Source organism: Actinokineospora diospyrosa, assembly GCF_024171925.1.
In the GTDB taxonomy this organism is placed as follows: domain Bacteria; phylum Actinomycetota; class Actinomycetes; order Mycobacteriales; family Pseudonocardiaceae; genus Actinokineospora; species Actinokineospora diospyrosa.
Map to the genome: position 1 here is coordinate 177,439 of NZ_JAMTCO010000010.1, position 26,469 is coordinate 203,907.

Annotated in this window: 19 protein-coding genes and 1 pseudogene; 15 read left to right on the forward strand and 5 right to left on the reverse strand. The window is 69.4% G+C overall.

All coding sequences use genetic code 11. From position 1 onward, the window contains the following. Positions 1 to 70: 70 nt before the first annotated feature. Complete coding sequence (locus tag LV75_RS21125; RefSeq protein WP_253888719.1) at positions 71 to 1,663, reverse strand: S8 family peptidase; 1,593 nt, start codon at positions 1,661 to 1,663, stop codon at positions 71 to 73. Positions 1,664 to 1,935: 272 nt separating this feature from the next. Here LV75_RS21125 and LV75_RS21130 point away from each other — a divergent pair, with 272 nt between their 5' ends. The 7 genes and pseudogenes from LV75_RS21130 to LV75_RS21155 all read left to right on the forward strand — a co-directional run bounded on the left by LV75_RS21130 (position 1,936) and on the right by LV75_RS21155 (position 13,083). Further along, a complete protein-coding gene (locus LV75_RS21130; RefSeq protein ID WP_253888720.1) occupies positions 1,936 to 4,845 on the forward strand; it encodes an ATP-binding protein in 2,910 nt (969 codons plus the stop codon). A 556-nt stretch (positions 4,846 to 5,401) separates the two neighbouring features. Then, a complete protein-coding gene (locus LV75_RS21135; protein ID WP_253888721.1) occupies positions 5,402 to 7,066 on the forward strand; it encodes a M14 family metallopeptidase in 1,665 nt (554 codons plus the stop codon). 198 nt (positions 7,067 to 7,264) lie between these two features. Continuing rightward, positions 7,265 to 8,062, forward strand: a pseudogene (locus tag LV75_RS21140) (S1 family peptidase); the annotation flags it as partial. A gap of 114 nt (positions 8,063 to 8,176) precedes the next feature. Further along, positions 8,177 to 8,443 (forward strand): proprotein convertase P-domain-containing protein, encoded by a 267-nt coding sequence (locus tag LV75_RS35905; protein WP_372504211.1) that lies wholly within the window; start codon positions 8,177 to 8,179, stop codon positions 8,441 to 8,443. Positions 8,444 to 8,571: 128 nt separating this feature from the next. Next, a complete protein-coding gene (locus tag LV75_RS21145; protein WP_253888723.1) occupies positions 8,572 to 9,372 on the forward strand; it encodes a S1 family peptidase in 801 nt (266 codons plus the stop codon). 210 nt (positions 9,373 to 9,582) lie between these two features. Beyond that, positions 9,583 to 11,376 (forward strand): AMP-dependent synthetase/ligase, encoded by a 1,794-nt coding sequence (locus LV75_RS21150; RefSeq protein WP_253888724.1) that lies wholly within the window; start codon positions 9,583 to 9,585, stop codon positions 11,374 to 11,376. A 48-nt stretch (positions 11,377 to 11,424) separates the two neighbouring features. Further along, positions 11,425 to 13,083 carry a substrate-binding and VWA domain-containing protein gene (locus tag LV75_RS21155; RefSeq protein WP_253888725.1) on the forward strand — a complete coding sequence of 553 codons (1,659 nt, stop codon included), beginning with the start codon at positions 11,425 to 11,427 and terminating at the stop codon, positions 13,081 to 13,083. 1,010 nt (positions 13,084 to 14,093) lie between these two features. Here LV75_RS21155 and LV75_RS21160 read toward each other — a convergent pair. Next, complete coding sequence (locus LV75_RS21160; protein WP_253888726.1) at positions 14,094 to 14,705, reverse strand: PadR family transcriptional regulator; 612 nt, start codon at positions 14,703 to 14,705, stop codon at positions 14,094 to 14,096. 76 nt (positions 14,706 to 14,781) lie between these two features. Continuing rightward, on the reverse strand, positions 14,782 to 16,413 hold the full coding sequence (locus LV75_RS21165) for a long-chain fatty acid--CoA ligase (protein WP_253888727.1): 1,632 nt from the start codon (positions 16,411 to 16,413) through the stop codon (positions 14,782 to 14,784). 372 nt (positions 16,414 to 16,785) lie between these two features. Between LV75_RS21165 and mihF the strand changes: the two genes are divergently transcribed. The 3 genes from mihF to LV75_RS21180 all read left to right on the forward strand — a co-directional run bounded on the left by mihF (position 16,786) and on the right by LV75_RS21180 (position 19,512). Next, positions 16,786 to 17,097, forward strand: a complete 312-nt coding sequence (gene mihF / locus LV75_RS21170) for an integration host factor, actinobacterial type (RefSeq protein ID WP_177215623.1) — start codon at positions 16,786 to 16,788, stop codon at positions 17,095 to 17,097. Positions 17,098 to 17,212: 115 nt separating this feature from the next. Then, on the forward strand, positions 17,213 to 18,337 hold the full coding sequence (locus LV75_RS21175; RefSeq protein ID WP_253888728.1) for an isochorismate synthase: 1,125 nt from the start codon (positions 17,213 to 17,215) through the stop codon (positions 18,335 to 18,337). Between the two features lie 59 nt (positions 18,338 to 18,396). Continuing rightward, positions 18,397 to 19,512, forward strand: coding sequence for a PucR family transcriptional regulator (locus LV75_RS21180; RefSeq protein WP_253888729.1), 1,116 nt, complete (start codon positions 18,397 to 18,399; stop codon positions 19,510 to 19,512). A gap of 180 nt (positions 19,513 to 19,692) precedes the next feature. Here the strand turns inward: LV75_RS21180 and LV75_RS21185 are convergent, their stop codons facing one another. Beyond that, on the reverse strand, positions 19,693 to 20,541 hold the full coding sequence (locus LV75_RS21185; RefSeq protein ID WP_253888730.1) for an SDR family oxidoreductase: 849 nt from the start codon (positions 20,539 to 20,541) through the stop codon (positions 19,693 to 19,695). A 124-nt stretch (positions 20,542 to 20,665) separates the two neighbouring features. Here LV75_RS21185 and LV75_RS21190 point away from each other — a divergent pair, with 124 nt between their 5' ends. The 3 genes from LV75_RS21190 (at position 20,666) to LV75_RS21200 (ending at position 22,729) form a co-directional block, all read left to right on the forward strand. Next, positions 20,666 to 21,052, forward strand: coding sequence for a winged helix-turn-helix transcriptional regulator (locus LV75_RS21190; RefSeq protein ID WP_253888731.1), 387 nt, complete (start codon positions 20,666 to 20,668; stop codon positions 21,050 to 21,052). After that, positions 21,049 to 22,095: a gamma-glutamylcyclotransferase family protein gene (locus tag LV75_RS35585; RefSeq protein WP_253888732.1), complete on the forward strand. Its 1,047-nt coding sequence runs from the start codon at positions 21,049 to 21,051 to the stop codon at positions 22,093 to 22,095. The genes LV75_RS21190 and LV75_RS35585 overlap by 4 nt, the downstream gene beginning before the upstream one ends. A gap of 244 nt (positions 22,096 to 22,339) precedes the next feature. Further along, positions 22,340 to 22,729 (forward strand): hypothetical protein, encoded by a 390-nt coding sequence (locus LV75_RS21200; protein WP_253888733.1) that lies wholly within the window; start codon positions 22,340 to 22,342, stop codon positions 22,727 to 22,729. On the opposite strand, the gene LV75_RS21205 is transcribed toward LV75_RS21200, so the two are convergent. After that, positions 22,677 to 24,311, reverse strand: coding sequence for an FAD-binding oxidoreductase (locus tag LV75_RS21205; RefSeq protein ID WP_253888734.1), 1,635 nt, complete (start codon positions 24,309 to 24,311; stop codon positions 22,677 to 22,679). The genes LV75_RS21200 and LV75_RS21205 overlap by 53 nt on opposite strands. Before the next feature lie 16 nt (positions 24,312 to 24,327). Between LV75_RS21205 and LV75_RS21210 the strand changes: the two genes are divergently transcribed. Then, positions 24,328 to 24,933: a TetR/AcrR family transcriptional regulator gene (locus tag LV75_RS21210; protein ID WP_253888735.1), complete on the forward strand. Its 606-nt coding sequence runs from the start codon at positions 24,328 to 24,330 to the stop codon at positions 24,931 to 24,933. Then, positions 24,930 to 26,468 carry a glycerol-3-phosphate dehydrogenase/oxidase gene (locus LV75_RS21215; protein ID WP_253888736.1) on the forward strand — a complete coding sequence of 513 codons (1,539 nt, stop codon included), beginning with the start codon at positions 24,930 to 24,932 and terminating at the stop codon, positions 26,466 to 26,468. The genes LV75_RS21210 and LV75_RS21215 overlap by 4 nt, the downstream gene beginning before the upstream one ends. The last annotated feature ends 1 nt before the right edge of the window (position 26,469 follow it).

Here is a 26,469-nt window from a genome sequence, read left to right on the forward strand (position 1 = left end):
GGGTCGCACCGTGCGCCGGGTGCCCGGGGTCGCGCTGCCGCCACCGGGTAGGGGCGGCCAACCGGATCCCTTAGAAGGTCAGGGTCCAGGTGTCGATGGTGCCGACGTCGTAGGTCATCACGTCGGTGACCTGGAGCTTCCAGGTCCCGTTGCGGTTCTCCGCGGAGGCGTCGACGGTGAAGGTCTCGTGGATGCCGGAGGCGGAGCTGGCGCCACGGGCCTTCTTCAGGTTGTAGGTCGCGCCGGACGGGCCGATCAGGTCGACGACCAGGTCACCGGTGTAGGTGTGGTTGATGTCGACCTTGACCTTGGTTCCGGTCGAGGCCTTGCCGGTGCAGTTGGCGACCGTCACCGGGGAGTTCACCGCGGTGCTGGTGTCCGGGATGGACACGTCGGCGCCGTTGGTCACCGCGTCGCAGGTGCCCGGCTCGGGGTCGGGGTTGCCGCCGCCGATGAAGCTGACGTTGAGCAGCTTGTTGGGCGAGCCCTTGAGGTCGGTGATCTTGCCGGAGGTGGCGTTGTTCACCAGCGCGTCGCGGACCTGCTGCGGGGTGGCCGAGGGGTTGGCCGACAGGTAGAGCGCCGCGGCACCGGCCACGTGCGGGGTGGCCATCGAGGTGCCGTTCATGGTGGCGGTGCTGCCACCGTTCTTGGTGGAGAGGATGGCCGAGCCGGGCGCGAAGATGTCCAGGCAGGTGCCGTAGTTGGACTCCAGCGAACCGGCGGTCCAGATGGAGCGCTTGTCGGCGTTGTCGCTGGCGCCGACGGTGATCGCCTCGGGCACGCGCGCCGGGCTGGTGTTGCAGGCGTCGCCCGCGTTGTTGCCCGCGGCGAGCGCGAAGGTCACGCCAGCGGAGATGCCGCGCTTGATCGCGTTGTCCACCGAGGTGTCCGCGCCGCCGCCGAGGCTCATGTTGGCGACAGCGGGCTTCTTGGCGTTCTGCGCGACCCAGTCGATGCCCTTGATGATCACCGAGTAGGCGCCGTTGCCGGAGCAGTCGAGCACCCGGACCGCGACCAGGTTGACCTTCTTGGCCACGCCGTAGGTCTTCGAGCCGACGGTGCCCGCCACGTGCGTGCCGTGGCCCTGGCAGTCGGAGGCGTCGGCGTCGTTGTCGATGAAGTCGTAGCCGTCCTTGGCGCGACCCTCGAACTCGGTGTGCGCCTTGTAGATGCCGGTGTCCAGGATGTACGCGGTCACGTTGGAGGCGGTGTTCGCGTAGGTGTACTTCTGGTCCAGCGGCAGGTTCGCCTGGTCGATCCGGTCCAGACCCCAGGTCGGGTTGGTCTGCGTGTCCGACATCCGGGCGACGCCGTCCTGCTGGACGTAGGCGACCGACGGGTCGGCCGCGAGCCGCTTGGCCGCCGCCTCGTCCAACTTCACCGCGAAGCCGCGCAGGGACGCGACGTAGGTGTTGCTGACCTTGCCGCCGTGCTTGCGGGCCAGGTCGAGCGCCTTGGCGTTGGTGGTCGGGACGTCGGAGGCGCCGTCCTTGAACACCACGATGTAGCTACCCGCGATGGGCTGCGCGCTGCTCAGGATCGAGCCGGTCGCCTGCTGGGCCGCCGCTGGGCTGGTCACCGCGGCCACGATGGCCACGGCGGTCGCGCCTGCGGCCACCCCGGCTGCGACGACCCGCCGGGTCTTGCGATCAAGTCGCATCTGGGCTTCTCCATTCCGCTCCTCCGGGTGGTGGACACCACCCGGGGGTGTGGCTGCCTGGCAGGGTTGGTAACTGACAGCCACTTGCGGATCACCATCGAGGGGCGCGGCAAGACGAACAATCCGGATATCGGTACGTAGGGATACCCGTCTTTCACCTAAGATCAACTTCTCAGTCCGTGACATCCTGGAGTTTCAGATCACCGCTGGGCCGCCTAGGCTCGCCAAAACCCCACCGGGTGCGGTAGCGGACACGTGGGTTGGGAGGGTGGATGAGCCGGACACCGAGGCCGAACACGCGGCGCCCCGACGCCACCGGACTGATGCGGACCAGCTCGCCGGTCCTGGTCGGGCGCGGCGACCAACTCGGCGCCCTGGTGGCCGCGGTGCCGAGGCAGCCAGCCGTGATCATGATCGAGGGCGAGGCGGGCGTCGGGAAGTCGCGGCTGGTGCGCGAACTGCTCGACTCCGAACTGGGTCCGATGGCCGTCCTCATGGGCTACTGCCAGCCGGTCGGCGAACCGTTCCCGTACGGGGCGGTGCTGGAGGCGCTGCGCGACGCGACAGACCGGCTCACCAGGGGCCACCCGCGGCTGAGCCCGGTGGCCGGGGTGCTCGGCCCGCTGCTGCCCGAGCTCGCCGAGTACCTGCCGCCGCCGCCCGCGCCGACCGGGGACCCGCGCACCGAGCGGCACCGGCTGTTCCGCGCCATGCGCGAGGTGATCAGCGTGCTCGGGCCGGTGCTGCTGGTCGTGGAGGACCTGCACTGGGCCGACGACGGTTCCCGCCAGCTGCTGCGGTTCCTGATGGGCGACCCGCCGCTCAACCTGTCCATTGTGGTCACTTACCGGCGCGAGGACGTGCCGGGCGGCGTCCCCTTGGGATCGGCCTACCGGCCGCCGAGCGGCATCACCAGCGTGCTGCTCGAGCTCGGCCCGCTCGACGTCGACGAGGTGCGGGCGCTGACCTCGGCGATCTTGGACGAAGAGGCGGTCTCCGCCGAGTTCGCCGCGAAGCTGCACGAGCGCACCGCGGGCATCCCGTTCGTGGTCGAGGAGACGCTGCGGGCGCTGCGCAACCCGGCGGGCGCTGTGCACGCCGACGGCGCGACCGCCCGGCGGCTGCTGGACAACGTGGACGTCCCGGTACTGCTGCGCGACGCCATGGCCGAGCGACTGGCAGCGCTCCCGACGACCGCGACCCGACTCGCCCAAGCCGCCGCAGTGCTCGGTGTGCCCGCCCCGGCGGAGCTGCTCGGCGAGGTCGCCGCGATCGGCGAGACCCGCCTGCGGGCCGCGCTGACGCACGCGCTCAGCGGGCACGTGCTGCACGAGGTCGACTCCGGCCGCTACGGGTTCCGGCACGCGCTGGCCCAGCAGGCCGTCTACGACACCCTCAGCGGCCCGGACCGCCAGCAGCTGCACAACCGGGCCATCGAGGCCCTGGACCAGGTCGAGCCGCGCCCCTTGGTGCAGCTGGCCGAGCACAGCGAACGCGCGGGCCGCACGGCGGCGTGGCTGCACTACGGCGAGGCCGCGGCCGACCGGGCCGCCGAGGTCGGTGACGCCGCGACGGCGACCGCGCTGCTGCAACGGCTGCTGGTCGAGCCGACGGTGCCCGCCGCGGACGTGGACCGGCTGGCGATCAAGCTGGGCCAGGTCGCGCACCTGGGCCTTGACCAGCACGACCCGACCGAGGCGCTGGAGCGGCTGCTGTCGGACCGGCGGCTGTCGATCTCCGCGCGCGGCGAGGTCCGGCTCTACCGCGGGCTGCTGCTGATCCGCCAGGCGGGCGGGGTCGAGGAGGCCCGCTCGGAGATCGAGATGGCCATCGCGGACCTGGTCGAGCGCCCGGACCTGGCCGCCAAGGGCGCCGCGGTGCTGGGCCAGCCGTTCATGGGGATGACCCCGATGAGCGAGTTCATGCTGTGGCTCGACCGCACCGACCGCTACCGCGACGCCACCGACGACGTCGAGCTGAAGATCTCGCTGCAGGCCAACGAGATGGGCTCCAAGCTGCACACCGGCGACCCGTCGGTGCTGGCCAACCTGGACCGGCTGCCCGACACCGCGTCCACCCCCGGCGAGCAGCGGCAGCTGGCCAGGGCGTACTGCAACCTGGCCGACGCGTGCACCTCGACCGGGCACTTCAAGCTGTGCGGCGACCTGCTGCGCAGCGGGCTGCGCTTCGCGGCCGAGTGCGGGGCGCCGTTCGTGGTGAGCACCGCGCGCGCGACCAAGGCCCGGCTGGACTGGCTGACCGGCGAGTGGGACGGGCTCGCCGAGCGCGCTGGCAGGCTCCTCGACGAGTACCGGGACCTGTTCCCGGTGGCCAGCGAGCTGTGCCTGGTGCTCGGGTCGCTGGCGATGGCCCGCGGCGAGTGGGCTGAGGCGACCAGCTACCTGACCGAGACCGGGGCGTTCGCGCCGGAGGAGGCCATCGCGCCGGTGGCCATCGCGGGCTGCGCGGCGCTGGCCTGGACGATGCTCTCGCAGGACGAGGTCACCCGGGCCTGCGTGGACGTCGACCGGGGCATCGAGATCGTGCGCGGCAAGGGCGTCTGGGTGTGGGCGACGGAGCTGGGCCCGGTGGCGGTCGCGACGTTCCTGGCCGCGGGCCGGGAGATGGACGCGGAGAACCTGATCGAGGACATCGCGACGGGCATCGAGGGCCGGGACGCGCCGATGGCGGTCGCCGCGCTCGCGCAGTGCCGCGGCAGGCTCGCCGAGGCCCGCGGCCAACTCGACGTGGCGGTGTCGCACTACCGCGAGTCGGTGGACCGCTACGAGCGGCTGCCCGCGCCGTACTTCGCCGCGATGGTGGCCGAGCGGGAGGCGATCTGCCTGCTGCCCAGCGAGAACGACAAGGCGACCGAGATCCTCTCGGCGCTGGTGGACGCGTTCGACTCGCTCGGCGCGACCCGGGACGCGGCCAGGTGCAGGCACCTGCTGCGCGGCATGGGCGGCGGCAAGCCGTCGCGCCGGGGCCGCCGCGGCTACGGCAACGAGCTGTCCCCGCGCGAGCAGGAGGTGGCCAGGCTGCTGGCGGCCGGGCACACCAACCGCGAGATCGCCGACGTGCTCTTCCTGTCCCCGCGCACGGTCGAGCAGCACGCCGCCCGGGTGCTGCGCAAACTCGGTGTCTCCTCCCGAGCCGAACTCCAAGCCGAGGACCTGGGCTAGAGCGCTAGAAGCCCCGCGAACACGAGAAGGACCGTCCGGGGATGGACGGTCCTTCTCGTCGGAACCAGCGGCTGGCGAGCGGCCCCCTGCATCAAAGGACGTTCGCCGAACCGCACCAGGCGGTGCCGAGCGCCGGGTGGGCGCCGCGGTCCCGGGGTGCGTGGTTCGAGTGACCACGGAGCCGGAACAACCCCGGGCGGGGGAGAGACGAGGGCGTGGGCGCCGCTCCCCCGACTTCCCGAGGTTCGCCCGTCGGGCCGGTGGGCCCTTCGTGCTTGGGAGAAGCGTGCCGGGGGCGGCGCGGCAGAACAATCGAGGCACCGGTAGGTAGGGATACCTATCTATTGACCTGGGCCGATGGTAATCGACTGGGAAATAACCGGTAACGGAGAACCACCTCCGCAGCCTTGTGGCGCGTGAAGCGGCCGGGTCACCATCCAACTGCACCACTGTGCGTCCTGGTCGTGAGGGCACCTTCGGGTTCGTCCGGGGCAGGCAGCGGACAACCTCATACTCACCTCCAGTGCCCCCGGGCACTCCTTGCAGGAGGCAACGCGTGAAACGCAAACGCCTATCGGTCGCGGTCGGGGCGGTAGCCGCCCTTGCCGTGGTCTTGTCATCATCGCCCGGCGCCACGGCGCGGCCCGACGCGGCCGCGAGCCGCACCTCGGCCGAGTACGCGGTCATCGGGGTCAAGACCCACCAGGAGCGGTCTTCCATCGCCAAGACCGGCGCCGCCGTCAACGGCGTCGAGGACAGCAGGCTGATGATCACCGCGACCCCGGCCGAGGTCGCCAAGATCCGCCAGCTCGGCTACCGGGTGGACGCCCAGGACACCGCCGCGATCACCGCCGACCGGGGCGCGGCGGCACCGGCGGACTTCCCCAGCGCCGACGCGAACTACCACAACTACGCCGAGATGACCGCGGTCATCAACAAGGCGGTCACCGACCACCCCGGCATCATCACCAAGCAGGTCGTCGGCAAGACCTACGAGAACCGCGACATCTTCGCGATCAAGATCTCGGACAACGCCGCGACCGACGAGGACGAGCCCGAGGTGCTGTTCACCGCGCACCAGCACGCGCGCGAGCACCTGACCGTCGAGATGGCGGTGTACCTGATCAACCTGCTGACCGACAGCTACACCACCGACGCCAAGATCAAGGGCCTCGTCGACAGCCGGGAGATCTGGATCATCCCGGACGTCAACCCCGACGGCGGCGAGTTCGACATCAGCAGCGGCTCCTACCGCAGCTGGCGCAAGAACCGGCAGCCGAACTCCGGTTCGTCCAACGTCGGCACCGACCTCAACCGCAACTGGGACTACAAGTGGGGCTGCTGCAACGGTTCCTCGGGTTCCACCAGCAGTGAGACCTACCGCGGCCCGTCCGCGGCGTCGGCGCCCGAGGTCCGCGCGCTGCAGAACTTCGTGAGCAGCCGGATCGTCGGCGGCAAGCAGCAGATCAGCGTGGGCATCGACTTCCACACCTACTCCGAGCTGGTGCTCTGGCCCTACGGCTGGACCTACGACGACACCGCCCCCGGCCTGACCGCCGAGGACCAGCGGGTGTTCTCCACCATCGGCCGGGCCATGGCGGCGAAGAACAACTACACCCCCGAGCAGTCCTCGGACCTGTACATCACCGACGGGTCGATCGACGACTACCTGTGGGGCGTGCACAAGATCTACGGCTACACCTTCGAGATGTACCCGACCGGCACCGCCGGTGGCGGCTTCTACCCGCCCGACGAGGTCATCAGCCGGGAGACCGCGCGCAACAAGGAGGCCGTCCTCCTGCTGCTCGACTACGCCGACTGCCCGAAGCGCTCGATCGGCGGGACCTGCGGCACCACGCCGCCGGACCCGGGTGGCAAGGTCTTCGAGAACACCGCCGACGTGCAGATCCCGGACGCGGGCGCGGCGATCACCAGCGACATCGCGGTGACCGGCGTGACCGGCAACGCCCCGGCCACGCTGAAGGTCGACGTCAACATCGTGCACACCTACCGCGGCGACCTGGTCATCGACCTGGTGGCCCCGGACGGTTCGGCCTACCGGTTGAAGAACTCCTCGACCAGCGACTCGGCCGACAACGTGATCGCCACGTACACGGTGAACGCCTCGACCGAGGTGGCCAACGGGACCTGGAAGCTCAAGGTCCAGGACACCTACCGGCAGGACACCGGCTACATCAACAGCTGGAAGCTCACCTTCTGAGTCCCGGCAGCGCCTGACCCAGATGACCTGAGCGAGCAGTCGCCCCGGGCCGCGGCACCCACCCCGGCCCGGGGCGCACCCGTCACACCGCCGCCGGGAGCGGTGAGCCCTGCCCGCTGTCCACTACGGACAGTTGATGCCCTATCCACGCCCAGCAACGGCACCCGGGGGTGCCGGTGGACGAGAGAGGACGCTCAGGTGAGGAAGCTCAGCAAGCTCCAGCAGGCATTGGCGTTGGCCGCGACATCGATCGCCGCGGTGGCCGCGGTCGGTGTGGTCGCGGGTCAGGCGACGGCCGCACCGCCGCCGACCGACATGGGCCCGCAGGTCGTCGGTGGCACCCGCGCCGCCCAGGGCGAGTTCCCCTGGATGGTCCGGTTGTCGATGGGCTGCGGCGGCGCGATGTACGCCGACGACCTCGTGCTGACCGCCGCGCACTGCGTGGACAGCACCGGCAACAACACCGGCATCACCGCCACCTACGGCGCGGTGGACCTGCAGGACGCGAACCGGGTCACGCGCACGTCCAAGTACGTCTACCGAAACCCCGGCTACTCGACCTCGACGGGCGGCGACTGGGCGCTGATACAGCTGTCGAGCCCGATCACCGGCGCGGCCAAGCTGCCCATCGCCACCACGACCGCCTACGACTCCGGCACGTTCACCATCGCCGGGTGGGGTGCCGCGTCCGAGGGCGGCGCGCAGGAGCGCTACCTGCTCAAGGCGGAAGTGCCCTTCGTCTCCGACACCTCGTGCAAGACCGCGTACCCCAGCATGAAGACCGCCGTCGAGATCTGCGCCGGGTTCACCCAGGGCGGCACCGACACCTGCCAGGGCGACTCCGGCGGCCCGATGTTCCGGCGCGACAACAACAACGCCTGGGTCCAGGTCGGCATCGTGTCCTACGGCCGCGGCTGCGCCAGGCCGAACTACCCGGGCGTGTACGCCGAGGTGAGCGCGCTGTCCTCGGCCATCGCGGCGAAGGCAGCCGAACTGGGGCACCCACCCACCTCCACCACGAACCCGCAGGGCACGGTCTTCGAGAACACCAACGACGTGCAGATCCCGGACAACGCGGGCGCGGTCACCAGTGACATCGCGGTGACCGGTGTGACCGGCAACGCCCCCGCCACGCTGAAGGTCGACGTCAACATCGTGCACACCTACCGCGGCGACCTGGTCATCGACCTCGTCGCCCCGGACGGATCCGCGTACCGGCTGAAGAACTCCTCCACGAGCGACTCGGCCGACAACGTCATCGCGACCTACACGGTCAACGCGTCGTCCGAGGCGGCCAACGGCACCTGGAAGTTGAAGGTCCAGGACACCTACGCCCAGGACGTCGGCTACATCAACAGCTGGAAGCTCACCTTCTGAACCCCCATCGTCCGTCCACTGTGAACTCCTGCCGGGAGTACCGGTCGGGAGCAGCAGTCGGGCGGTCAGTCGATCCACACCCCTGCAACGGCACAACCCGGTGCCGTGTGGACACGAGAGGACACTTCGTGAAGAAGCTCAGCACACTGCGCAAGGTCTTGGCGGTCGCGATCGGGACGGTGGCGGCGGCGGCCATCGCCGTCCCGGCCTCGGCCGCGCAGCCCGGCCCCACCGGTGAGATGGGTCCCGCCGTCGTCGGTGGCACCCGCGCCGCCCAGGGCGAGTTCCCCTGGATGGTCCGGTTGTCGATGGGCTGCGGCGGCGCGATGTACGCCGACAACCTCGTCCTGACCGCCGCGCACTGCGTCAGCGGCACGGGCAACAACACCAGCATCACCGCCACCTACGGCGCGGTCGACCTGCAGAGCTCGTCGCGGGTGACCCGCACGTCGAAGTACGTCTACCGCAACCCGGGCTACTCGACGTCCGCGGGCGGCGACTGGGCGCTGATCCAGCTGTCGAGCCCGATCACCAACGCCGCGAAGCTCCCGATCGCGACCTCGACCGCCTACGACTCGGGCACCTTCACCATCATCGGCTGGGGCGCGGCGTCCGAGGGCGGCGCGCAGCAGCGGTACCTGCTCAAGGCGACGGTCCCGTTCGTCTCGGACACCTCGTGCAAGACCCCGTACCCGAGCCTCAAGGCCGCGGTCGAGATCTGCGCGGGCTACACCCAGGGCGGCACCGACACCTGCCAGGGCGACTCCGGTGGCCCGATGGTCCGCAGGGACAACGCGAACAACTGGGTCCAGGTCGGCATCGTGTCCTACGGCCGCGGCTGCGCCCGACCGAACTACCCCGGCGTGTACGCGCAGGTGAGCGCCCTGTCCACGGCGATCGCGGCCAAGGCGCGCGAGCTGCGGGTCTGACCGCGAGGCCAGTAGAGTCGACTTGCGGAGTCCGCCCCGGGTGCGCTGTTCACCCGGGGCGGACCCATTTGTCACAATTGCCAGATATCAGTTCCACCCAGCCTCTGGCTTCACGGCCGAGGTTGACGGCAAGATACGGGCCAAGTTACCGCTAGGTAGACGGTAGGGGTCACCCGAACCACGCTGCCTGACGTGCGCCGGAGGAGAGCTATGCGCGAGTTCGCCGTACCCCCAGTGGCCAAGCGTGAGGTTGCGGGTGGACTCGCCGACCTGGTCTACGAAAACGCCGAGCTCGGCCCGGCCGACGTGGCGTTCCGGCGCAAGGCGGGCGCGGGCTGGGAGGACATCACCGCGACCCGGTTCGCCGAGGAGGTCACCGAGGTCGCCAGGGGCCTGGCTGGCTCGGGGATCGCGCCGGGCGACCGGGTGGCGATCCTGGCCGCGACCCGCTACGAGTGGACGCTGCTGGACTTCGCCATCTGGGCGGCTGGCGCGGTGTCGGTGCCGATCTACGTGACGTCCTCGGCCGAGCAGATCCAGTGGATCCTGTCGGACTCCGGCGCGGTCGCGGTGGTCGTGGAGACCGACGAGCACGCCGCCCGGCTGGGCAGCGTCCGCGAGCTGCTGCCCGACCTGCGCCAGGTGTGGCGGGTCGACGACGTCGCCGGGATCATCGCCGCGGGCGCGGAGGTGGACGCCGCCGAGATCCACTCCCGACGGGCCGCGGTGACCGCGGAGGACGTCGCGACGATCATCTACACCTCGGGCACCACCGGTCAGCCCAAGGGTTGCGTGCTGACCCACGAGAACTTCTTCGCCGAGTGCGGTTACGGCGCCGAGGTGCTCGCCGAGCTGTTCCACGGCCGCGGCATGAGCGAGGCGCCCTCGACGCTGCTGTTCCTCCCGGTGGCGCACGTGTTCGGCCGGATGGTCGAGGTGGGCTGCGTGTACGCGCGGTGCACCATGGGCCACACCGCCGACGTCAAGCAGGTCATGGTGGACCTGGCGACGTTCCAGCCGACCTTCATCCTGTCGGTGCCTTACGTGTTCGAGAAGGTCTACAACGGGGCGCGGCAGAAGGCGCACGCCGGCGGCAAGGGCAAGATCTTCGACGCCGCCGCAGCGACCGCGATCGCCTATAGCGAGGCCGACGGCAAGGTGGGCTTGGGGCTCAAGCTCAAGCACCTGGTGTTCGACAAGCTGGTCTACAGCAAGCTGCGCACCGCGATGGGCGGTAAGACGAAGTTCGCCATCTCCGGCGGCGCCGCGCTCGGCGCCCGGCTGACGCACTTCTTCCGCGGTGTCGGCCTGATCGTGCTGGAGGGCTACGGCCTGACCGAGACCACGGCGGCCTCGGCGGTCAACACCCCGCAGCACCTCAAGCCGGGCACGGTCGGGCGGCCGCTGCCGGGCACGACGGTGCGCATCGACGAGGACGGGGAGATCCTGCTCAAGGGCGAGCAGGTGTTCCGCCGCTACTGGAACAACGACGCGGGCACCGCCGAGGTCATCGACGGCGACGGCTGGTTCCACACCGGCGACCTGGGCGAGCTCGACGCCGAGGGCTACCTGAAGATCACCGGGCGGAAGAAGGAGATCCTGGTGACCAGCGGCGGCAAGAACGTCGCGCCCGCGGTCATCGAGGACCGCATCTCCGCGCACCCGCTGGTCGGCCAGGCCATGGTGGTCGGGGACGGGCAGAAGTACATCGCCGCGCTGATCACCATCGACCCGGACTACTTCAGCTACTGGAAGTCCACTGTGGGCAAGCCAGCCGGTGCGACGGTGGCCGACCTGATCGACGACCCGGACCTGCTCGGCGAGGTCCAGAAGGCGGTCGACGAGGGCAACACGGCGGTGTCGACGGCGGAGTCGGTGCGCAAGTTCCGGGTGCTGGCCACCGAGTTCACCCCGGAGACCGGCCACCTCACCCCGTCGCTCAAGCTCAAGCGCCGCATCATCATGCGCGACTTCGGAGCCGAGGTCGACAAGCTCTACTCGTGAGGGGCCGTGGCGTCTAGCATGGCGCCACCTTCCCACGAGAGGTAGGCCATGGGACGACACTCGTCGCCCAGGCGGCCGAAATGGGGCTTCCGCTCGACGGCGTTGCTCCTGGTCGTCCTGCTGGCACTCGTGGTGGGCGGGTGGTTCGCGCTGGACACGGTCAGCGATCGACCAACCACGGCGAGCTGCGACCCGGCCACCCTCACGGTCGTCGTCGCCCCCGACCTGGCCCCGATAGTCCAGGCTGCGGGCACCCGGATCACCGACGGGTGCACCCAGGTCCAGGTCAACCCCCAGGAATCCGGCGCAGCCGCCGAAGCCCTCATCGTCTCCGACGGCGCCCAACCCCCGGACGTGTGGATCCCGGAGTCCACCCTGTGGCTGCGCCGAGCCCACCAAAAAGGCGCCTGGAGCGTAGAACTCACCGGCATCCCGGTGGCGTCAACACCCGTAGTCCTCGCGATGACCGAGGAAGTGGCGGCAGCCCAAGGCTGGCCCGGCACCAAACCCACCTGGGCACAAGCCCTAGAGACCACCTCCGTCGGCATCTCCGACCCGTCCCGAGACCCTTCAGGCCTATCAACGCTTCTCGGCGTGAACACCGTGACCGCCGCCTCCCCAGATCCCCCAGCCGCGGCGACCGCGTCCTTACGCAAGCTGGCACTCAACACGCTGCCCCAGACCGCAGACCTCTATGCGCGCCTCCCGGGAACCAACAGCCCCTCTACTCCCCTGAGTGTCTTCCCCACTCCGGAGAGCTCCCTCCTACGCCACAACGCAACCAACACCTCGTTCCCGTTGATTGCCTCTTACGCTGCCGTCCCCTCGTTGGACTTCCCTTACACGGTTCTCCCTACCGCCTCCCAAGCCTCCTTGGCCGTCTCCCAACGACTCCTCGCCGAACTGAGCACCCCAGAGTCGCTAACAGCCCTTGGCGATGCCGGCTTCCGCGGCCCCGACGGCGCAGTCCTCCGCGATCGGTCTGCCGACGGCCGGACATCCATCGAACAGGTCCCACCGGTCCCACTGCCGTCTACAGACGATGTCGATCAGCTGCTGAACCTGTGGGCGGGGGTGAACTTGAGCTCACGGATGCAGGTACTGCTGGACGTGTCGGGGTCCATGGCGGAGCAGGTGCCAGGTACTGGCCTGGACCGGATGGCGGTGACTCTCAAGGCCGCCGAGCTGGGGATCGGGTTGTTCCGGCCTACTACCAAGTTCGGGATGTGGTTGTTCTCCACGAACTTGGACGGGGGGAAGGATTACCGGGAACTGTTGCCGGTGCTGCCGGTGGCGGAGCAACTGAACACGGGGGCGCTGGAGAAGCTGCGGGCAGTCCGGGCGATCAAGGGTGGGGCTACGGGGCTGTACGACAGCGTGTTGGCGGCTTATCAGTCGGGGCGGGCGAATTGGGAGCCTGGGCGGATCAACCTGGTGGTGGTGTTGACGGATGGGAAGAACGAGGACGCTGAGGGGATCAGTCGGTCGCAGTTGCTGGAGGAGTTGGGTCGGCTGCAGGATCCGCGGCGGCCGCTGCAGTTGATCGGGATCGGGATTGGGCCGGATGCTGATCTTGCAGAGTTGACGGCGATTACGGGGGTTACTGGGGGACAGGCTTTTGTGACGCCGGATCCTACTAAGATCGGCGGGATCTTTTATAAGGCGTTGAGTGGGGTGTTGTGTCAGCCGCCGGGGTGCAGCAAGTGATCGTTACCGCAGGTTGTCCACAACGGCTTCTGTTGTCCACAGGCGCTGGTTGCTGCTGCCGTTTTGTCGGTGCTGCTCAGTAGGCTGTATATCGGGGGCTCTTGTGGCAGATGATCTTGCTAGGGGCCTTCCGTGGTGGTTGGTTATCCACAACGTGCTTGGCTGTCCACAGGGTTCGTACGCTGCAGCTGGATTGTCGGGCTTTCTCGGTAGGCTGTGCATTGGGGGCGCTTGTGGCAGATGATCTTGCGGACCTGACTGTGGATGGTTATCCACAACGTCTTCTGCTGTCCACAGGGCCTTGCTTGGCGCTCCCGTTTGTCGGCGCGTCTCGGTAGGCTGTGTATTTGGGGGCTTTCGATCAGGTTGATCTTGACGTAGGCCGTTGCTGGGAGTGCGGGGCAAGGGATTCGGGCCTCCGCCTTCGGCTCCGGGAGCCGCCTCGTCGCCTGGCGGCAACATCGGCGGGGATCCGCGACAATGCGAAGAGCTCGATGGGGCGAACTTGTTTTGCGTGGGGCCCCTACGACACCCGTGGCAGGACCGCAAAGCAGGGGCCGAAAAGCATGGCCCTGTCCGCTACCGACGCTACGGGTGCCGTCCCCCCACACAAAACAAGTCCGCCCCATCGAGCATTTGGCACCAGCGAGTCCGACTGTCCAGGTGCTGGGTTGGCAGGGCAGACGAGAGTGGGCTGAGTTGGCACCGCAGGGTCCGAGTGTCCAGGGGCTGAGCAGGTGGGTTGGGGCGGACCTGACGGGGGCAGGTTGGCACCGCTGGGTCCGAGTGTCCACGGGCTGGCCAGGTGGGTTGGGGCGGACCTGACGGCACCCGAGCTGGCACCACCGGGTCCGAGTGTCCAGGCGCTGAGCAGGTGGGTCAGGGCCGACCTGACGGCAGCCAGGTTGGCACCAGCGACTCCGAGGAGCGCGGGGCTGGGCAGGTGGGCTGAGGCGGACTTGGCGGACGCTGGGTTGGCACGGGAGAGTCGGCGAACTTCCCCGCAGGAGCTATTGCGGTCGGTTGGGGGGCTTGTGTGTGCCGGAGTCGAGTTCCTCGGTGAACTCGGTCCAGAAGCGCTCCACGCAGCGCTCGATGCGGATGCCTAGTTCTAGGGATTTGACCTGCCAGCGGTCCGCGTAGCCGGCTATCTGGTTGTACATCGCCATGTACCCGTCCGCGCGTGCCTTGTGCGAGTCGCGGCGGGTGCGGGCCAGGGTGGCCAGGTCCTCGGCTTCGGCGAAGGCGGAGAAGAAGAGTTTCAGCAGGCCGAGGTCGCGGACCTCGGTCTCGTCCAGGGTCGGCGAGGCGAGCCACTCGCGGAGGGCGGTTCGGCCCTCTTCGGTGATCGAGTAGGTCCGGCGGCGGCGGCCGCCCTCTTCCTCGGTGGCGGTGAGCAGGCCTGCTTCGACCAGGCGGACGGGTTCGTCGTAGAGCTGGGAGTGGGCGAACGCCCAGAAGTTGCCGATGGTGAGGGCGACCCGCTGTTTGAGGTCGTAGCTGGTCGCCGGGCCTTGGGCGAGCATTCCCAGCACCACGAACGAGGTGGCGTTGAGCTTGCGGTCTCGGGACTCGCGGGGCAGGGCGGCACCTCCAGGAGCGACGGAACTGCCGAAGACCATACCTAGCAGGGTGAACCGGTGTCCCCATTCGGCGGTACCCGGGACGCCGGGTGGGCGTCCCGGGGCGCCGACCGGCTCAGTCGAGGTGCTTGACGTCGAGCTTGCCTTGTGCGTGGGCGGCTCGGATGACCTTCTTGTCGAACTTGCCGACGCTGGTCTTGGGGACCTCTTCGACGAAGGTCCAGTTCTCCGGGAGTTGCCACTTGGCGACCTTGGGGTCGAGGAAGTCGCGCAACTCCGCCGCGGTGGCCGAGGCCCCGGGGCGCAGGACGACGGCGACCAGGGGGCGCTCGTCCCACTTGGGGTCGGGGATGCCGACGACGGCTGCCTCGGCGACCGAGGGGTGGGCCATGACGTGGTTCTCCAGCTCCACCGAGGAGATCCACTCGCCGCCGGACTTGATGATGTCCTTGGAGCGGTCGGTGAGGGTGAGGAAGCCGTCGGGGGTGAGGGTGCCGACGTCGCCGGTGCGGAGCCAGCCGTCGACGAACTTGGCGGCGTCCTCGGGCTCTGGTTTGTAGTAGGCGCCCGCGATCCAGGGGCCGCGGACCTCCAGCTCACCGACGCTCTCGCCGTCCCACGGGACCTCTTGGCCGTCTTCGCCGATGAGGCGGGCGGTCACGCCTGCGGGGAGGCGGCCCTGGGTGTAGCGGTAGCGCCAAGTCTCGTCCTCGGAGATACCCGCCGGGGGCCTGCTTAGCGTGCCCAGTGGCGAAGTCTCGGTCATGCCCCACGCGTGGACGATGTAGAGCCCGTACTTCTCCGAGAACGCATGCATCATCGCGGGCGGGCAGGCAGCGCCACCGACGACGACCTCGCGCAGTGACGACAGGTCTGCCGGGTTCTGGTCCAGGTAAGCGAGGACGCCTTGCCAGATGGTCGGAACGGCCGCGGACTGGGTCGGCTTCAGCGTCGCGATCATCTGCGCCAACGGTTCCGGCTGGAGGAACCGGTCCGGCATCACCAGAGAGGCACCGGTCATGAACGCGGCGTAAGGGATGCCCCACGACATCGCGTGGAACTGCGGGACGATGACCAATGTGCGGTCAGACGAGGAGATCTGCATCCCGTCCGGCATGCACACCTGCATCGAGTGCAGCCAGATCGAGCGGTGCGAGTAAACGACGCCCTTAGGGTTACCGGTCGTGCCTGAGGTGTAACACATAGCGGCCGCAGCGCGTTCGTCTACGTCTGGCCAGTCAAAGTCGCTGGAGGCGCTAGCGAGCAGGTCCGCGTAAGAGTGGACAGTGACGTGCTCAGGTGCCGTTAATGCTTCCACAGGCCCGTTCGCGACGATGACGTGCTGGACGGTAGGGCAACCGGGCAGGATTTTTGAGAGCAGCGGGGCGATCGAGGCGTCCACGATGATGGCGTGGTCTTCAGCGTGGTTCACGATGTAGGTCAACTGCTCCGGGAACAGCCGCACGTTGAGCGTGTGCAGCACCGCGCCCATGGCGGGGACGGCGAGGTAGGCCGTCAGGTGCTCCTGGTTGTTCCACATGAAGGTGCCGACCCGCTGGTCACCGGTCACCCCGAGGCCGCGCAACGCGTTGGCCAACCGCGCGGCCTCGACGCCGACCTCGGCGAAGGTCGCGCTGCGCCCCCCGGTGCCGGTCCACGTGGTGACCTCGGCGGTGGCGTGCACCTTGGCGCCGTGGCGCAGCAAGGTGGCGATGGACAGGTTGCCGTCCTGCATCGTGCTGAACATGGGTGACAACTCCCTGGGCGGATCGGGGCCCCGACGTGCGCGACCGAACTTACTGGCCGGTAGTAGCAGACCATAGTGCTTGCGCGCTCCGGGCAACACGGGTGAAACAGTCCAATTTGGCTAGTTGATCATGCTGTCACGCTGCGTCGCCGCACGGTCGTCGGCGCGCTCCACAAGACCTTTGCGCGTGTCGGGGGTATGTTGCCCTCCGAGGTGTCGTTTACTGGTGAAAGGCATCCGGCCCCCGGGTCGCACGGTGAACCAGGGGCGGGCTTCGCTATCCGCTCCGGTGACCGTCGGTAGCCGCGATGCCCCTGATCCACAGCTGACCCACCGCTGCCGCGGCGGGTGAAGAAGGAAAGGAACAGCACGTTGGCTCTGCCCACGTTGACTCCCGAGCAGCGCGCCGATGCGCTCGCCAAGGCAGCCGAGGCTCGCAAGGCCCGGTCCGAGCTGCTGGCGCAGATCAAGTCCGGTGAGCGGACCATCGCGTCGGTGCTCGGCAAGGCGAAGGACGACAAGACCATCGGCAAGACCAAGGTCGCAGCCCTGCTCAAGGCCGTTCCCGGCCTTGGCGCGGTGAAGGTGGCCGCCCTGCTCGAGCAGGCCGGGATCGACCCGGACCGCCGGGCGGCCGGTCTTGGCGACCGCCAGCGCTCCGCGCTCATCGACGCGCTCAACTAAGTAGCTCGACCACCGCAGGTGGGTGCCGGACACGGCGCCCACCTGCGGTTTTTCGTGTCCAACGCCATAGCGCCGCCGAGCGGTGCGGCCCGGCCGAGCTGGGCATGATGGGGGGATGGACGGTGATCGGGCCGCAGCGCTGGTCGAGGCTTTCGAGCCGGGGTCGTTCCTGCTGGTCGCCCCCGGGGCGACCACTGCGGCCACCGGGACGCGGTCGGTGGTCGCCGAGACCGACCCCGACGAGCTGGCCGCCCAGGTCACCAAGCAGCTGGTCGACACCGGCGCCCCGATCGCCGTCGGCGCCCTCCCCTTCGCCCCGGACACCCCCGCCCACCTGGTGATCCCCCGTTCCGTACAGCGCGCGGGCGGCGTCCACCCGTACCGGCCGTCGGTCGAGCCGTGGGTGCCGAGGCGGCCCGAGGCGAGCCACCTGCCGGACGGAGCGGGCTACCGGCGGGCCGTGGCGGCCGCGGTGAGCGCGTTGCGGGCCGACGACGACCTGCGCAAGGTGGTGCTGGCCCGGTCGACACGGTTGGTGTTCGACGAGCCGGTTCAGCTCGCCAGGCTGCTGCCCGGGTTGGCCGCGACGAATCCGCTCGGTTACACCTTCGCCACCCCGCTACCCGACGGGTCGACGCTGCTCGGGGCCAGTCCGGAGCTGTTGCTGGAGCGCTCCGGGGCCCGGGTGACCTCAAATCCGCTCGCCGGATCGCTCCCCCGCGGGGGTGATCCGTCACACGATCGGGCTAATGCGGCGGAGCTGCTCGGCTCGGCCAAGAACCAGGCCGAGCACGCCGTGGTGGTCGAGTCGGTGGTCGAGGTGCTGCGGCCGTTCTGCCGGGACCTGGCGGTGACCGGGCCGTCGCTGGTCGCCACGCCGACGATGTGGCACCTGTCGACCCGGATCACCGGGGAGCTGCTGGACCAGGACGTCTCGTCGCTGCGGCTGGCCGCGGCGCTGCACCCGACACCCGCGGTGTGCGGGACGCCGACGCAGGCGGCGCGCGCGGCGATCGCCGAGTTGGAGCCGTTCGACCGCGGTTTCTACAGCGGCGCGGTCGGGTGGTGCACCGCCGACGGCGACGGGCAGTGGGTGCTGGCCATCCGCTGCGCGCAGGTGCGCGAGCGGGAGATGCGGCTGTTCGCGGGCGCGGGGATCATGCCCGATTCCGATCCGGTCGCCGAGCTCGCCGAGACCGAGGCCAAGTTGCGCACCCTGTTGCAGGCGCTCGGGCTGTGAGCCGACCGCCAAGCTAACGGCCGGTAGGAAACAGGTTCATTTCCGGTTAGAGTCGAGCGGTGGCCGCTCCGACGATCATGTCGCCGCTGCCTCCCGAGCTGCGCGACCTGGCGAGAGCCCAGCTCGCGAGGGTGGCCGACCTCGCGAACGAGCTGGCCGACGAGTTGAGCAGCCGGGAAGAGTCGTACCGCAGGGTCAACGAGGTCACCCCCGCCGAGCTGCGCAAAGTGTGCGAGGTGAACCTGCGGCACGCGTTCTTGGCGTTCATCGAGGGCAATGAGGTCTCGCTGGAAGCGGCGCGCAAGACCGGGCGCGCTCAGGCCCAGCAGGGGATCCCGCTCCCGGCGGTGCTGCGGGCGTTTCGGATCGCGGGGACGTTCACGTACGAGGCGTTGATGGAGCGGGCGATCCCGCCTGGACTCCTTACGCCGGAACAACTTCTTCCGATTAGCGCGACGGTGTGGCGCATCATCGACTCGTACTCTGACGCCATCGCGACCGCCTATAGCGACTTCGCTGCCGATTCGGCCCGGCATGACAAGGACGCCGTGGCGGAGGCGTTGCTCGTAGGGCAGTTGTCTCAAGACAGCGAGTACGAAGATGCCGCGCGTGCGTTGGGGCTGCCGGAGAGCGGGCAGTTTGTGGTCGCGGTAGGCGCAACGGTCGTCCCACCGCAGTTGCGGTCGGTGGCACACCCTCTTGGGACGATTGTGTTGGTACCGCGGGGAGACCTAAGCGTCGTGCGCCAGTTGTCAGGCACGGTCGGCGTGAGCCCTGTGGTTTCGTTGCGGCACTTACCGTGGGCGTTGCAGCGCGCGCGGATTGCCTTGCGTTGCCTAGGACCGGGAGAAGGCGGAGTCGTCGTGTTCGGCGACCGTGCCGTGACAAGCCTTGTGGCGGGGTCACCGAAGATTGCCGCTGAGTTGTCGCGGATAGTGCTGGGCGGGCTGTTAGCTCTACCGGCGGGTGAGCGGGACGTCCTGATCCGGACCCTGGTCGCTTGGTTTGAGGTGGCGGGGTCAGCCAAGGAGGCGGCAGAGCGGTTGTTCGTCCACCCGAACACGGTCCGGTACCGGATCCGCCGGGTGCAGGAGTTGACCGGGCGGGATCCCGCACGGCCGCGTGAGGGTGCGGAACTGCTCTTGGCCGTAGAGGCGGTTCGGCTCTCCACTTAGAGGTTCCTGGGCACCCCCTGCGCCCAGGAACCCTTCAGCGAAGACAGGTCCGATATGGATTCTGTTGCCCACTTGGCACAGCCCCCACGGCGCGGCGCGTGCACCGTGGGGGCTGTCGGCGTCTAGAGCGGGAGGCTCGTCCGCCGGTGACCTGTATATCGGCCACACCCTTGAGGTGCCTTAGAGGGCAGCGCGCACAGCGTCTTCGATGGTCGTGGGCTCGCGGCCGATCAGCTTGCCAAGGTCGGAGCGGACCTCGCTAAGCGTGCCGCGGCCGATGTTGACCTGGATGTCGGTGAACAGCTCGGCCAAGAACTTCGGCAGGTCTGCCGCGAGCAGGTTGGCCAGGTAGTCCTCACTCGGCACGCTTACGTGCTTCACCGGCTTGCCAGCGACGTCGGATGCGATCTCCGCGAGCTCGTCGAAGCTCCAGGCACGCGATCCGGTGAGCTCGTAGACCGCACCTTCGTGCCCCTCGCTGGAGGCCACGATGGCGGCGGCGAGCGCGAAGTCGTCGCGGCTCGCGGAGGCGACCCGACCGGTGCCCGCGGCGGTGACGTAGGTGCCGCTCTCGACCGCCTGCGGCAGGCTGCCGAGGTAGTTCTCGTGGTACATGGCGTTGCGCAGGAAGGTGTACGACACGCCGCTGGCCTTGATGTGCGCCTCGGTCGCGGCGTGGACCTTGGCCAGGCCGAGCGGCGAGATCGCGGCGTTGCTGACGCTCGTGTAGACGATCCGACTGACACCCGCGCGCACGGCCGCGTCCACGGCGGCGTTCTGCTGGCCGACCCGGATCTCGTCCGGGCCGTTGGTGGAGACCAGCAGCAGGGTGTCGGCCCCGGCGAAGCGCAGCGTGTCCGGCTCGGAGAAGTCACCCTGCCGGACGTCGACGCCGCGATCCGCCAGGTCGGCGGCCTTGCCCGCGTCGCGGACGGAGACGGCGAGGTCGGCGGCGGGGACCCGGTCGAGCAGGTGCCGGACCGCGAGGCCGCCGAACTGTCCGGTTGCCCCGGTCACCAGGATGGTCATTGTGGGTTCTCCCTCATCACGATGGTGAACTCACCGTAGGGATGGTACTAACTTCTCGTAAGTACCTACCTGAACGTCCTATACTTACGTCAACGAAAGAGTCCTGTTGAGGAGGGTGTGCCGGATGAGCGAGATGGTCGAGGACACATCTTTTGACGTGTTCGACCGCAACTGCCCGGGGCGGGCGGTCATGGAGCACATCGCGAGCCGCTGGGGCGTCCTGGTGCTCGGGATCCTGCTCAGCGGGACCCACCGGTTCAGCGAGCTCCGCCGGGCCGTCGGTGGCGTGAGCGAGAAGATGCTCGCCCAGACGCTGCAGGCGCTGGAGCGGGACGGGCTGGTCCACCGCGAAGTGCGCCCGGTGATCCCGCCGCACGTCGACTACTCCCTCACCGACCTCGGCGTGCCCATGGCCGAGCAGGTCCGGGGCCTCTACCGGCTCATCGAGTCCAGCACCGAGGCCATCCTGGTCGCGCAGGCCGACTACGACGACCGCAAGGCAGCCAAGTGACTTCGTTCGACGACACCGAATACCCGGCAGCGCCATACCCGGGTGCCCGTCCGCCGTTCTCTTACGTCTACGACGATGCGGGCTGGGAGATCAAGGCGGACCAGACAGCGCTATCTGGCTGGCGCGTCGGCGATGAGGATCTGGATGGGTGGCTGGGCGAACGGGGCTGGCGCCCAATGGCACAACGGGTTCCGGTGTTGGCCTACGGCTCGAACCCCAATCCTTCGAAGCTCGCGTGGTTGAAGTCCGCGCTAGGGCTAACTGGCGCGGTTGTCGTCCTACGCGCGCGGTGCGAGGACATCGCCGCCGTGTGGGCCTCTGGCTTACGCGTGGTGGATGACCAGCGCCCGGTCACATTGACGGCTTTGCCCGGTGCCGTTGAGGACCATGCCGTCATGATGCTGACGCAAGACCAGGTGGCCGTCCTTGACGTGTGCGAAGGCCGTGGTGACCGCTACAACCTGGCCAGGGTGTCAACGGGTCGGGTGACGCTGTCTGACAGCGGTGCCATCCTCGATCGCGTTCTCGCTTACGTCGCCGCGTCGGACATCCGCAAACCTCTGCTGGTAAACGGTTCCCCGGTCCGCTGCGCTGATGTTCCGCAAGAAGCGGCGATAGCCCTAACTGGCCAGCCTGCCGCTACCGACGGACTCGCCGTCGAGATCTTGCCCGGCGCGCCCGATCCAGGCGACTACCCCGGTTCCCTCTTCGTGTACGGCACGCTCCGCCCAGGCGACTCACACTGGCACCTCTTGGCTCCCCAGAGCAGCGGCCCCGCAAGGGATGCCCGGCTCACCGGCTCCCTCTATGACACGGGCTACGGCTACCCGGCGCTGGCTCTAGGTGAGGGCCCCGGGGTCCACGGCAGCGTCGTGCCACTTCGAGAGGGCGCCGACCTCGCCGAGGTGGACGCCTACGAGGGTGAGCGCTATGCGCGGATGCGGGTCGTCCTCGCGGACGGCACGTTCACCTGGACGTACGTGTGGATCGCGCCGGTGGCGGGCATGTCGGTGCTGACCGGACCGTGGCGACCCCGGAGCTGAGCGATTCCACTATCTCCACCAAGAAGAAACGAAGTGGTGGGTCATCGATGCCGTCCCATCGATGACCCACCAACACCCCGATCCCTGTGGGAGCGTCCCCACAACCGCGGCACCCGGTGAGTGCGTCACGCCCACCTGATGTCGCGGACAGATATTTTCTACCCGCTATCCGCAGCGCGTAAACCTCCCCAGTCGCAACGTTCGGGGCTAGCCGCACGGGCATCGATCAGCGAAGCTCCACTGCATGAGTGCGCAGCCCGACCCGTTGGCCCAGATCACGCTGACCCCGCGCCGCTTCGCCGCGGTGCTGGCCGCCGTCGCGCTCATCACCGGGTTGGTGTTGGCGATCGTGCCGGTCAGCGTCGCCCACCCGGCCAACAACAGCTCTGTGAGCTGCGGGAACACCTTCGGCGGGGTCGAGAGTCCCGCGCTCAACGAGGCATTGGGCAAGCCAGAGCGCGCCGAACTGGTGCAGTACATCGACATGTGCGACCGGGCGATCGGCAACCGCGGTGACTACGCCGTGTTCCTCTTCTTCGGCGGGATGATCGCAGGCCTCGCGCTAGGCGTGGTGCGGCGGACTAAACCAGCTTCCCCGGGTTCAACACACCCGACGGATCCAGCTCAGCCTTAACCGCGCGCAGGACGCCTACGCCGAGCGGCCCGATCTCCGCAGGCAGGTACGGCGCGTGGTCGACCCCCACGGCGTGGTGGTGGGTGATGGTCCCTAGTCCGACGATCGCCTCACTGGCGGCCTGCTTCGCGCGACGCCATTGGCCTACCGGGTCGTCGGGATCGCGGGGCACAAGAGTGGTGAAGTAGAGCGAGGCGCCAGTCTCGTAAGAGTGCGAGATGTGGCAGGCCACCACGGGACGCCTATCGCCCGCGGTGAGGGATCCCAGCAGTGCATCGCGAACCGACTCCCGGAGCTCGCCCAGCTTGGACCAGTAGGTCGCTGTCTCCAGGGTCTCGACACACATGCCGACGTCCATCAACGCGTCCCGCTGCCGAGGCCCCGCGAACCGACCGTGCCGCCACGCCTCCCCCGCGCGAGTCCCCAGCCGTACAGCGCCATTGACCAGCCGCAAGGTAGCCCGACGCCGGGCTAGCAGCTCGTCCTTGCTCTGCCCTTCCCAGCCGATCACTAGCAGGCTCGGCTCAGAGATCCCGCGCAACCGCAGGTAGCCCTTGACCCCCGTCGTCTTCCACCCGCCGGACAGCGTTAGCGCTACCTCGGTCTCCTGGGGATCTGAAAGCCGGGTGACGGTTCCGAGCACGCCTGCCTGGGCCAAGGTCCGCACGATCTCCGCGCCCGCCGCGAACCCGTCCACGACGAACCCCTCGTACCGCTCCCACACCGGCGCGGGCCGTACCCGCACGGTGACCTCCGTGATCACCCCGAACAAGCCCTCGCTGCCCATCGCCAACTGCCGCAGGTCCGGCCCCGCAGCGGAAGCGGGCGAAACTCCCAAACGCCAGTCACCGCGCGGCGTGGCGAGCCGGACACCTTCGACCATGTCCTCAAAACGGCCATACCCGGCGGAAGCCTGACCTGAAGACCGCGTCGCGGCGAACCCGCCGAGGGTCGCTCGCTCGTAAGACTGCGGAAAGTGCCCCAACGTCAACCCGTGCGCGGCGAGCATCCGCTCCGCTTCCGGCGCGACCACGCCTGCCTGGAACACCGCCAACCGCGACACCGGGTCGACCGACACCAGTTTGTCCAGCCGCGAAAGGTCCAGGACGACAACCGCGACCTTGTCCCCGCGCAGCGCGGCGACCCCGCCGACGACCGACGTCCCGCCGCCGAAGGGAACGATCCCGACCCCGTGTGACGCGCACGCGGCGACGACCTCGAGCACCTCGTCGGGATCACCGGGAAGCACCACCGCGTCGGGTACCGGCAGCTCACCGGCCCCGCGCCGGACCAAGAGGTCCACATAGGACAAACCGCCGGTTCGACCGAGCCGGTCATCCCGCTCGACCAGCACGTGCTCTGCCCCGACAATGTCGGCCAGGACGGCCCGCACCGGCGCGGGCAGCACCGACTCGGACACCAGCAGACCGGAGTCGGGCGCGACGGGCGTGTCCGTGGGAGTCAGCCCGGTTCTCGCGCTCAGCCACCGGCGCGCGTGCGCGGGCAGGTCGGCGTCGGCGGCACCGGATGGGGTCCAGCCGCCGCGGACCCGGTGGTCGAGGTGGTCCACAGGCACGTTCACGAATAGAGTGTGACATATGACGTTGAAACGTCACATGGCTTCGCCCAGTCGGGTGGACGACGACGTCCTTTTGGACGCCGCCCGCGACTGCGTGCTCGCCCAGGGGGTGCGCCGCACGACGCTGACCGATGTCGCGCGCGGCGCTGGCGTGAGCCGGATGACGCTGTACCGGCGGTTCCCGGACGTCCGCAGCCTGCTCGCGGCCCTGATGACCAGGGAGTTCGGCGCCCTGCTCGCCCGCACCAACCGGACGGCCGACGGCGCGCACGCCAGGGCCAGGCTGGTCGCGGGCGCGGTCGCCGGGGTGCGCGCGATCGTGGCCGACCCGCTGATGCGCACGATCCTCGACCGCGACGGCGAACTGGTCCTGCCCTACGTGGTGCGCAGGCTCGGCAGCACCCAGCACATCGCCGAGCAGTTCCTGCTGTCGCAACTGCTGGCGGGCCACGAGGACGGCTCGGTGCGCGTCGGGGACACGAACACGCAGGCCAGGGCCCTCTTACTCGTGGTGCAATCGTTCGTGCTCTCGCACGGCCCGGCCACCACCGACATCGCCCCAGCCGCCCTCCTCGGCGAGTTGACCCACCTGCTCGACGCCAGCCTGAGACCGGAGCCGACATGAGCACCTCCCTCAACGCCGAACGCCGATCGGCCGACCTGGCCGCGCTCACCTCGGGCGAGGTCGTCGACGTCCTGGTGATCGGCGGCGGGGTCACCGGCGCGGGTGTCGCGCTCGACGCCGCTTCCCGGGGGCTGACGGTGGCGCTGCTGGAGGCCGACGACCTGGCGTTCGGCACCTCCCGCTGGTCGAGCAAGCTCGTCCACGGTGGCCTGCGCTACCTGGCCAACGGTGATGTCGGCCTGGCCAGGGAGAGCGCCGTCGAACGCGGCGTGCTGATGACGACCACCGCCCCGCACCTCACCCGCACGCTGCCCCAACTCGTCCCGCTGCACCCGCCGGTGTCCGCGCGCGACGCCGCGCTCACCTACGCGGGCCTGGTCGCCGGGGACGGTCTGCGCCGCGTCGCGCGCACCCCCGCCAACCTGCTGCCCGGCCCGCGCCGCGTCTCCGCGGCCGAGTCCCGCGCCCTCGCCCCCGGCCTGCGCGCCGCGGGCCTGCGCGGCGGCCTGCTCTCCTTCGACGGCCAACTCGTCGACGACGCCCGCCTGGTCGTCGCCCTGGCCCGCACCGCGGCCGGGCTCGGCGCGCGGATCATCACCAGGGCCCGGGTCAGCGCGGTGGCGCCGGACGCGGTCGAGGTGGTGGACGCGCGGACCGGGCAGGTCGCGCGGATCCGCTCCCGCGTGGTGGTCAACGCGACCGGCGTGTGGGCGGGCACCCTCGTCCCGTCGGTGCGGCTGCGCCCGTCGCGGGGATCGCACCTGGTGCTCGACGCAGGCGCGGTCGGCTGCGGCGCGACGTCGCTGACCGTGCCGATCCCCGGCCCGTTCGGCCGCTTCGCGCTCGTCCTCCCGCAGGACGACGGTCGCGTCTACATCGGACTGACCGACGAGCCCGTCGACGAGATCCCGGCCGTCGCGGCGGTTCCCGAGTCCGATGTGGACTTCCTGCTCGGCGTCGCGTCCTCGGTGCTGGAAACCCGGCTGACGCGCGCGGACGTCCTGGGGTCCTACGCGGGCCTGCGACCGCTGGTGGACCTCCCCGGCACCTCGGGCCGCAGCGCCGACCTGTCGCGCCACCACGCCGTGCTGACCGAGGGCAAGGTGGTCACGGTCGTCGGCGGCAAGCTCACCACCTACCGCCGCATGGCCGCCGACGCCGTCGACACGGCCGTCGACCTGGCCGGTCTGCACGCGGGCCCGTCCCGCACTCGAACACTCCCCCTGGTCGGCGCCGCCCCCCGCGCCCGTCTATCCACTCTGGACGCACCGCGTCGACTGGTGGCCCGCTACGGGACGGAAGCGCCGACGATCGCGGCGATGGGATCCCTGGACCCGGACCTGGCCCAGGAAGTCGCCACCGGCGTCACTGCCGCCGAGGTCATCTGGGCCGTCCGCCACGAAGGCGCCCTGGACGCCGACGACGTGCTGCACCGCCGCACCAGGATCGGCTTGGTCGACCGGGACGCAGACCTCGCCCGACCGGCCGTCGAGAACCTCGTCGACCGCGCACTACGCGGACTTGTTGCCCATTAAA

Bases quoted from the DNA above. Each gene is read 5' to 3' on its own strand.
- LV75_RS21160 (WP_253888726.1), bottom strand. From the start codon at position 14,705: ATGGTCTTCGGCAGTTCCGTCGCTCCTGGAGGTGCCGCCCTGCCCCGC.
- LV75_RS21200 (WP_253888733.1), top strand. From the start codon at position 22,340: ATGAGTGCGCAGCCCGACCCGTTGGCCCAGATCACGCTGACCCCGCGC.
- LV75_RS21210 (WP_253888735.1), top strand. From the start codon at position 24,328: ATGACGTTGAAACGTCACATGGCTTCGCCCAGTCGGGTGGACGACGAC.
- LV75_RS21130 (WP_253888720.1), top strand. From the start codon at position 1,936: ATGAGCCGGACACCGAGGCCGAACACGCGGCGCCCCGACGCCACCGGA.
- LV75_RS21125 (WP_253888719.1), bottom strand. From the start codon at position 1,663: ATGCGACTTGATCGCAAGACCCGGCGGGTCGTCGCAGCCGGGGTGGCC.
- LV75_RS21150 (WP_253888724.1), top strand. From the start codon at position 9,583: ATGCGCGAGTTCGCCGTACCCCCAGTGGCCAAGCGTGAGGTTGCGGGT.
- LV75_RS21165 (WP_253888727.1), bottom strand. From the start codon at position 16,413: ATGTTCAGCACGATGCAGGACGGCAACCTGTCCATCGCCACCTTGCTG.
- LV75_RS21175 (WP_253888728.1), top strand. From the start codon at position 17,213: ATGGACGGTGATCGGGCCGCAGCGCTGGTCGAGGCTTTCGAGCCGGGG.
- LV75_RS21215 (WP_253888736.1), top strand. From the start codon at position 24,930: ATGAGCACCTCCCTCAACGCCGAACGCCGATCGGCCGACCTGGCCGCG.
- LV75_RS21190 (WP_253888731.1), top strand. From the start codon at position 20,666: ATGAGCGAGATGGTCGAGGACACATCTTTTGACGTGTTCGACCGCAAC.
- LV75_RS21185 (WP_253888730.1), bottom strand. From the start codon at position 20,541: ATGACCATCCTGGTGACCGGGGCAACCGGACAGTTCGGCGGCCTCGCG.
- LV75_RS21155 (WP_253888725.1), top strand. From the start codon at position 11,425: ATGGGACGACACTCGTCGCCCAGGCGGCCGAAATGGGGCTTCCGCTCG.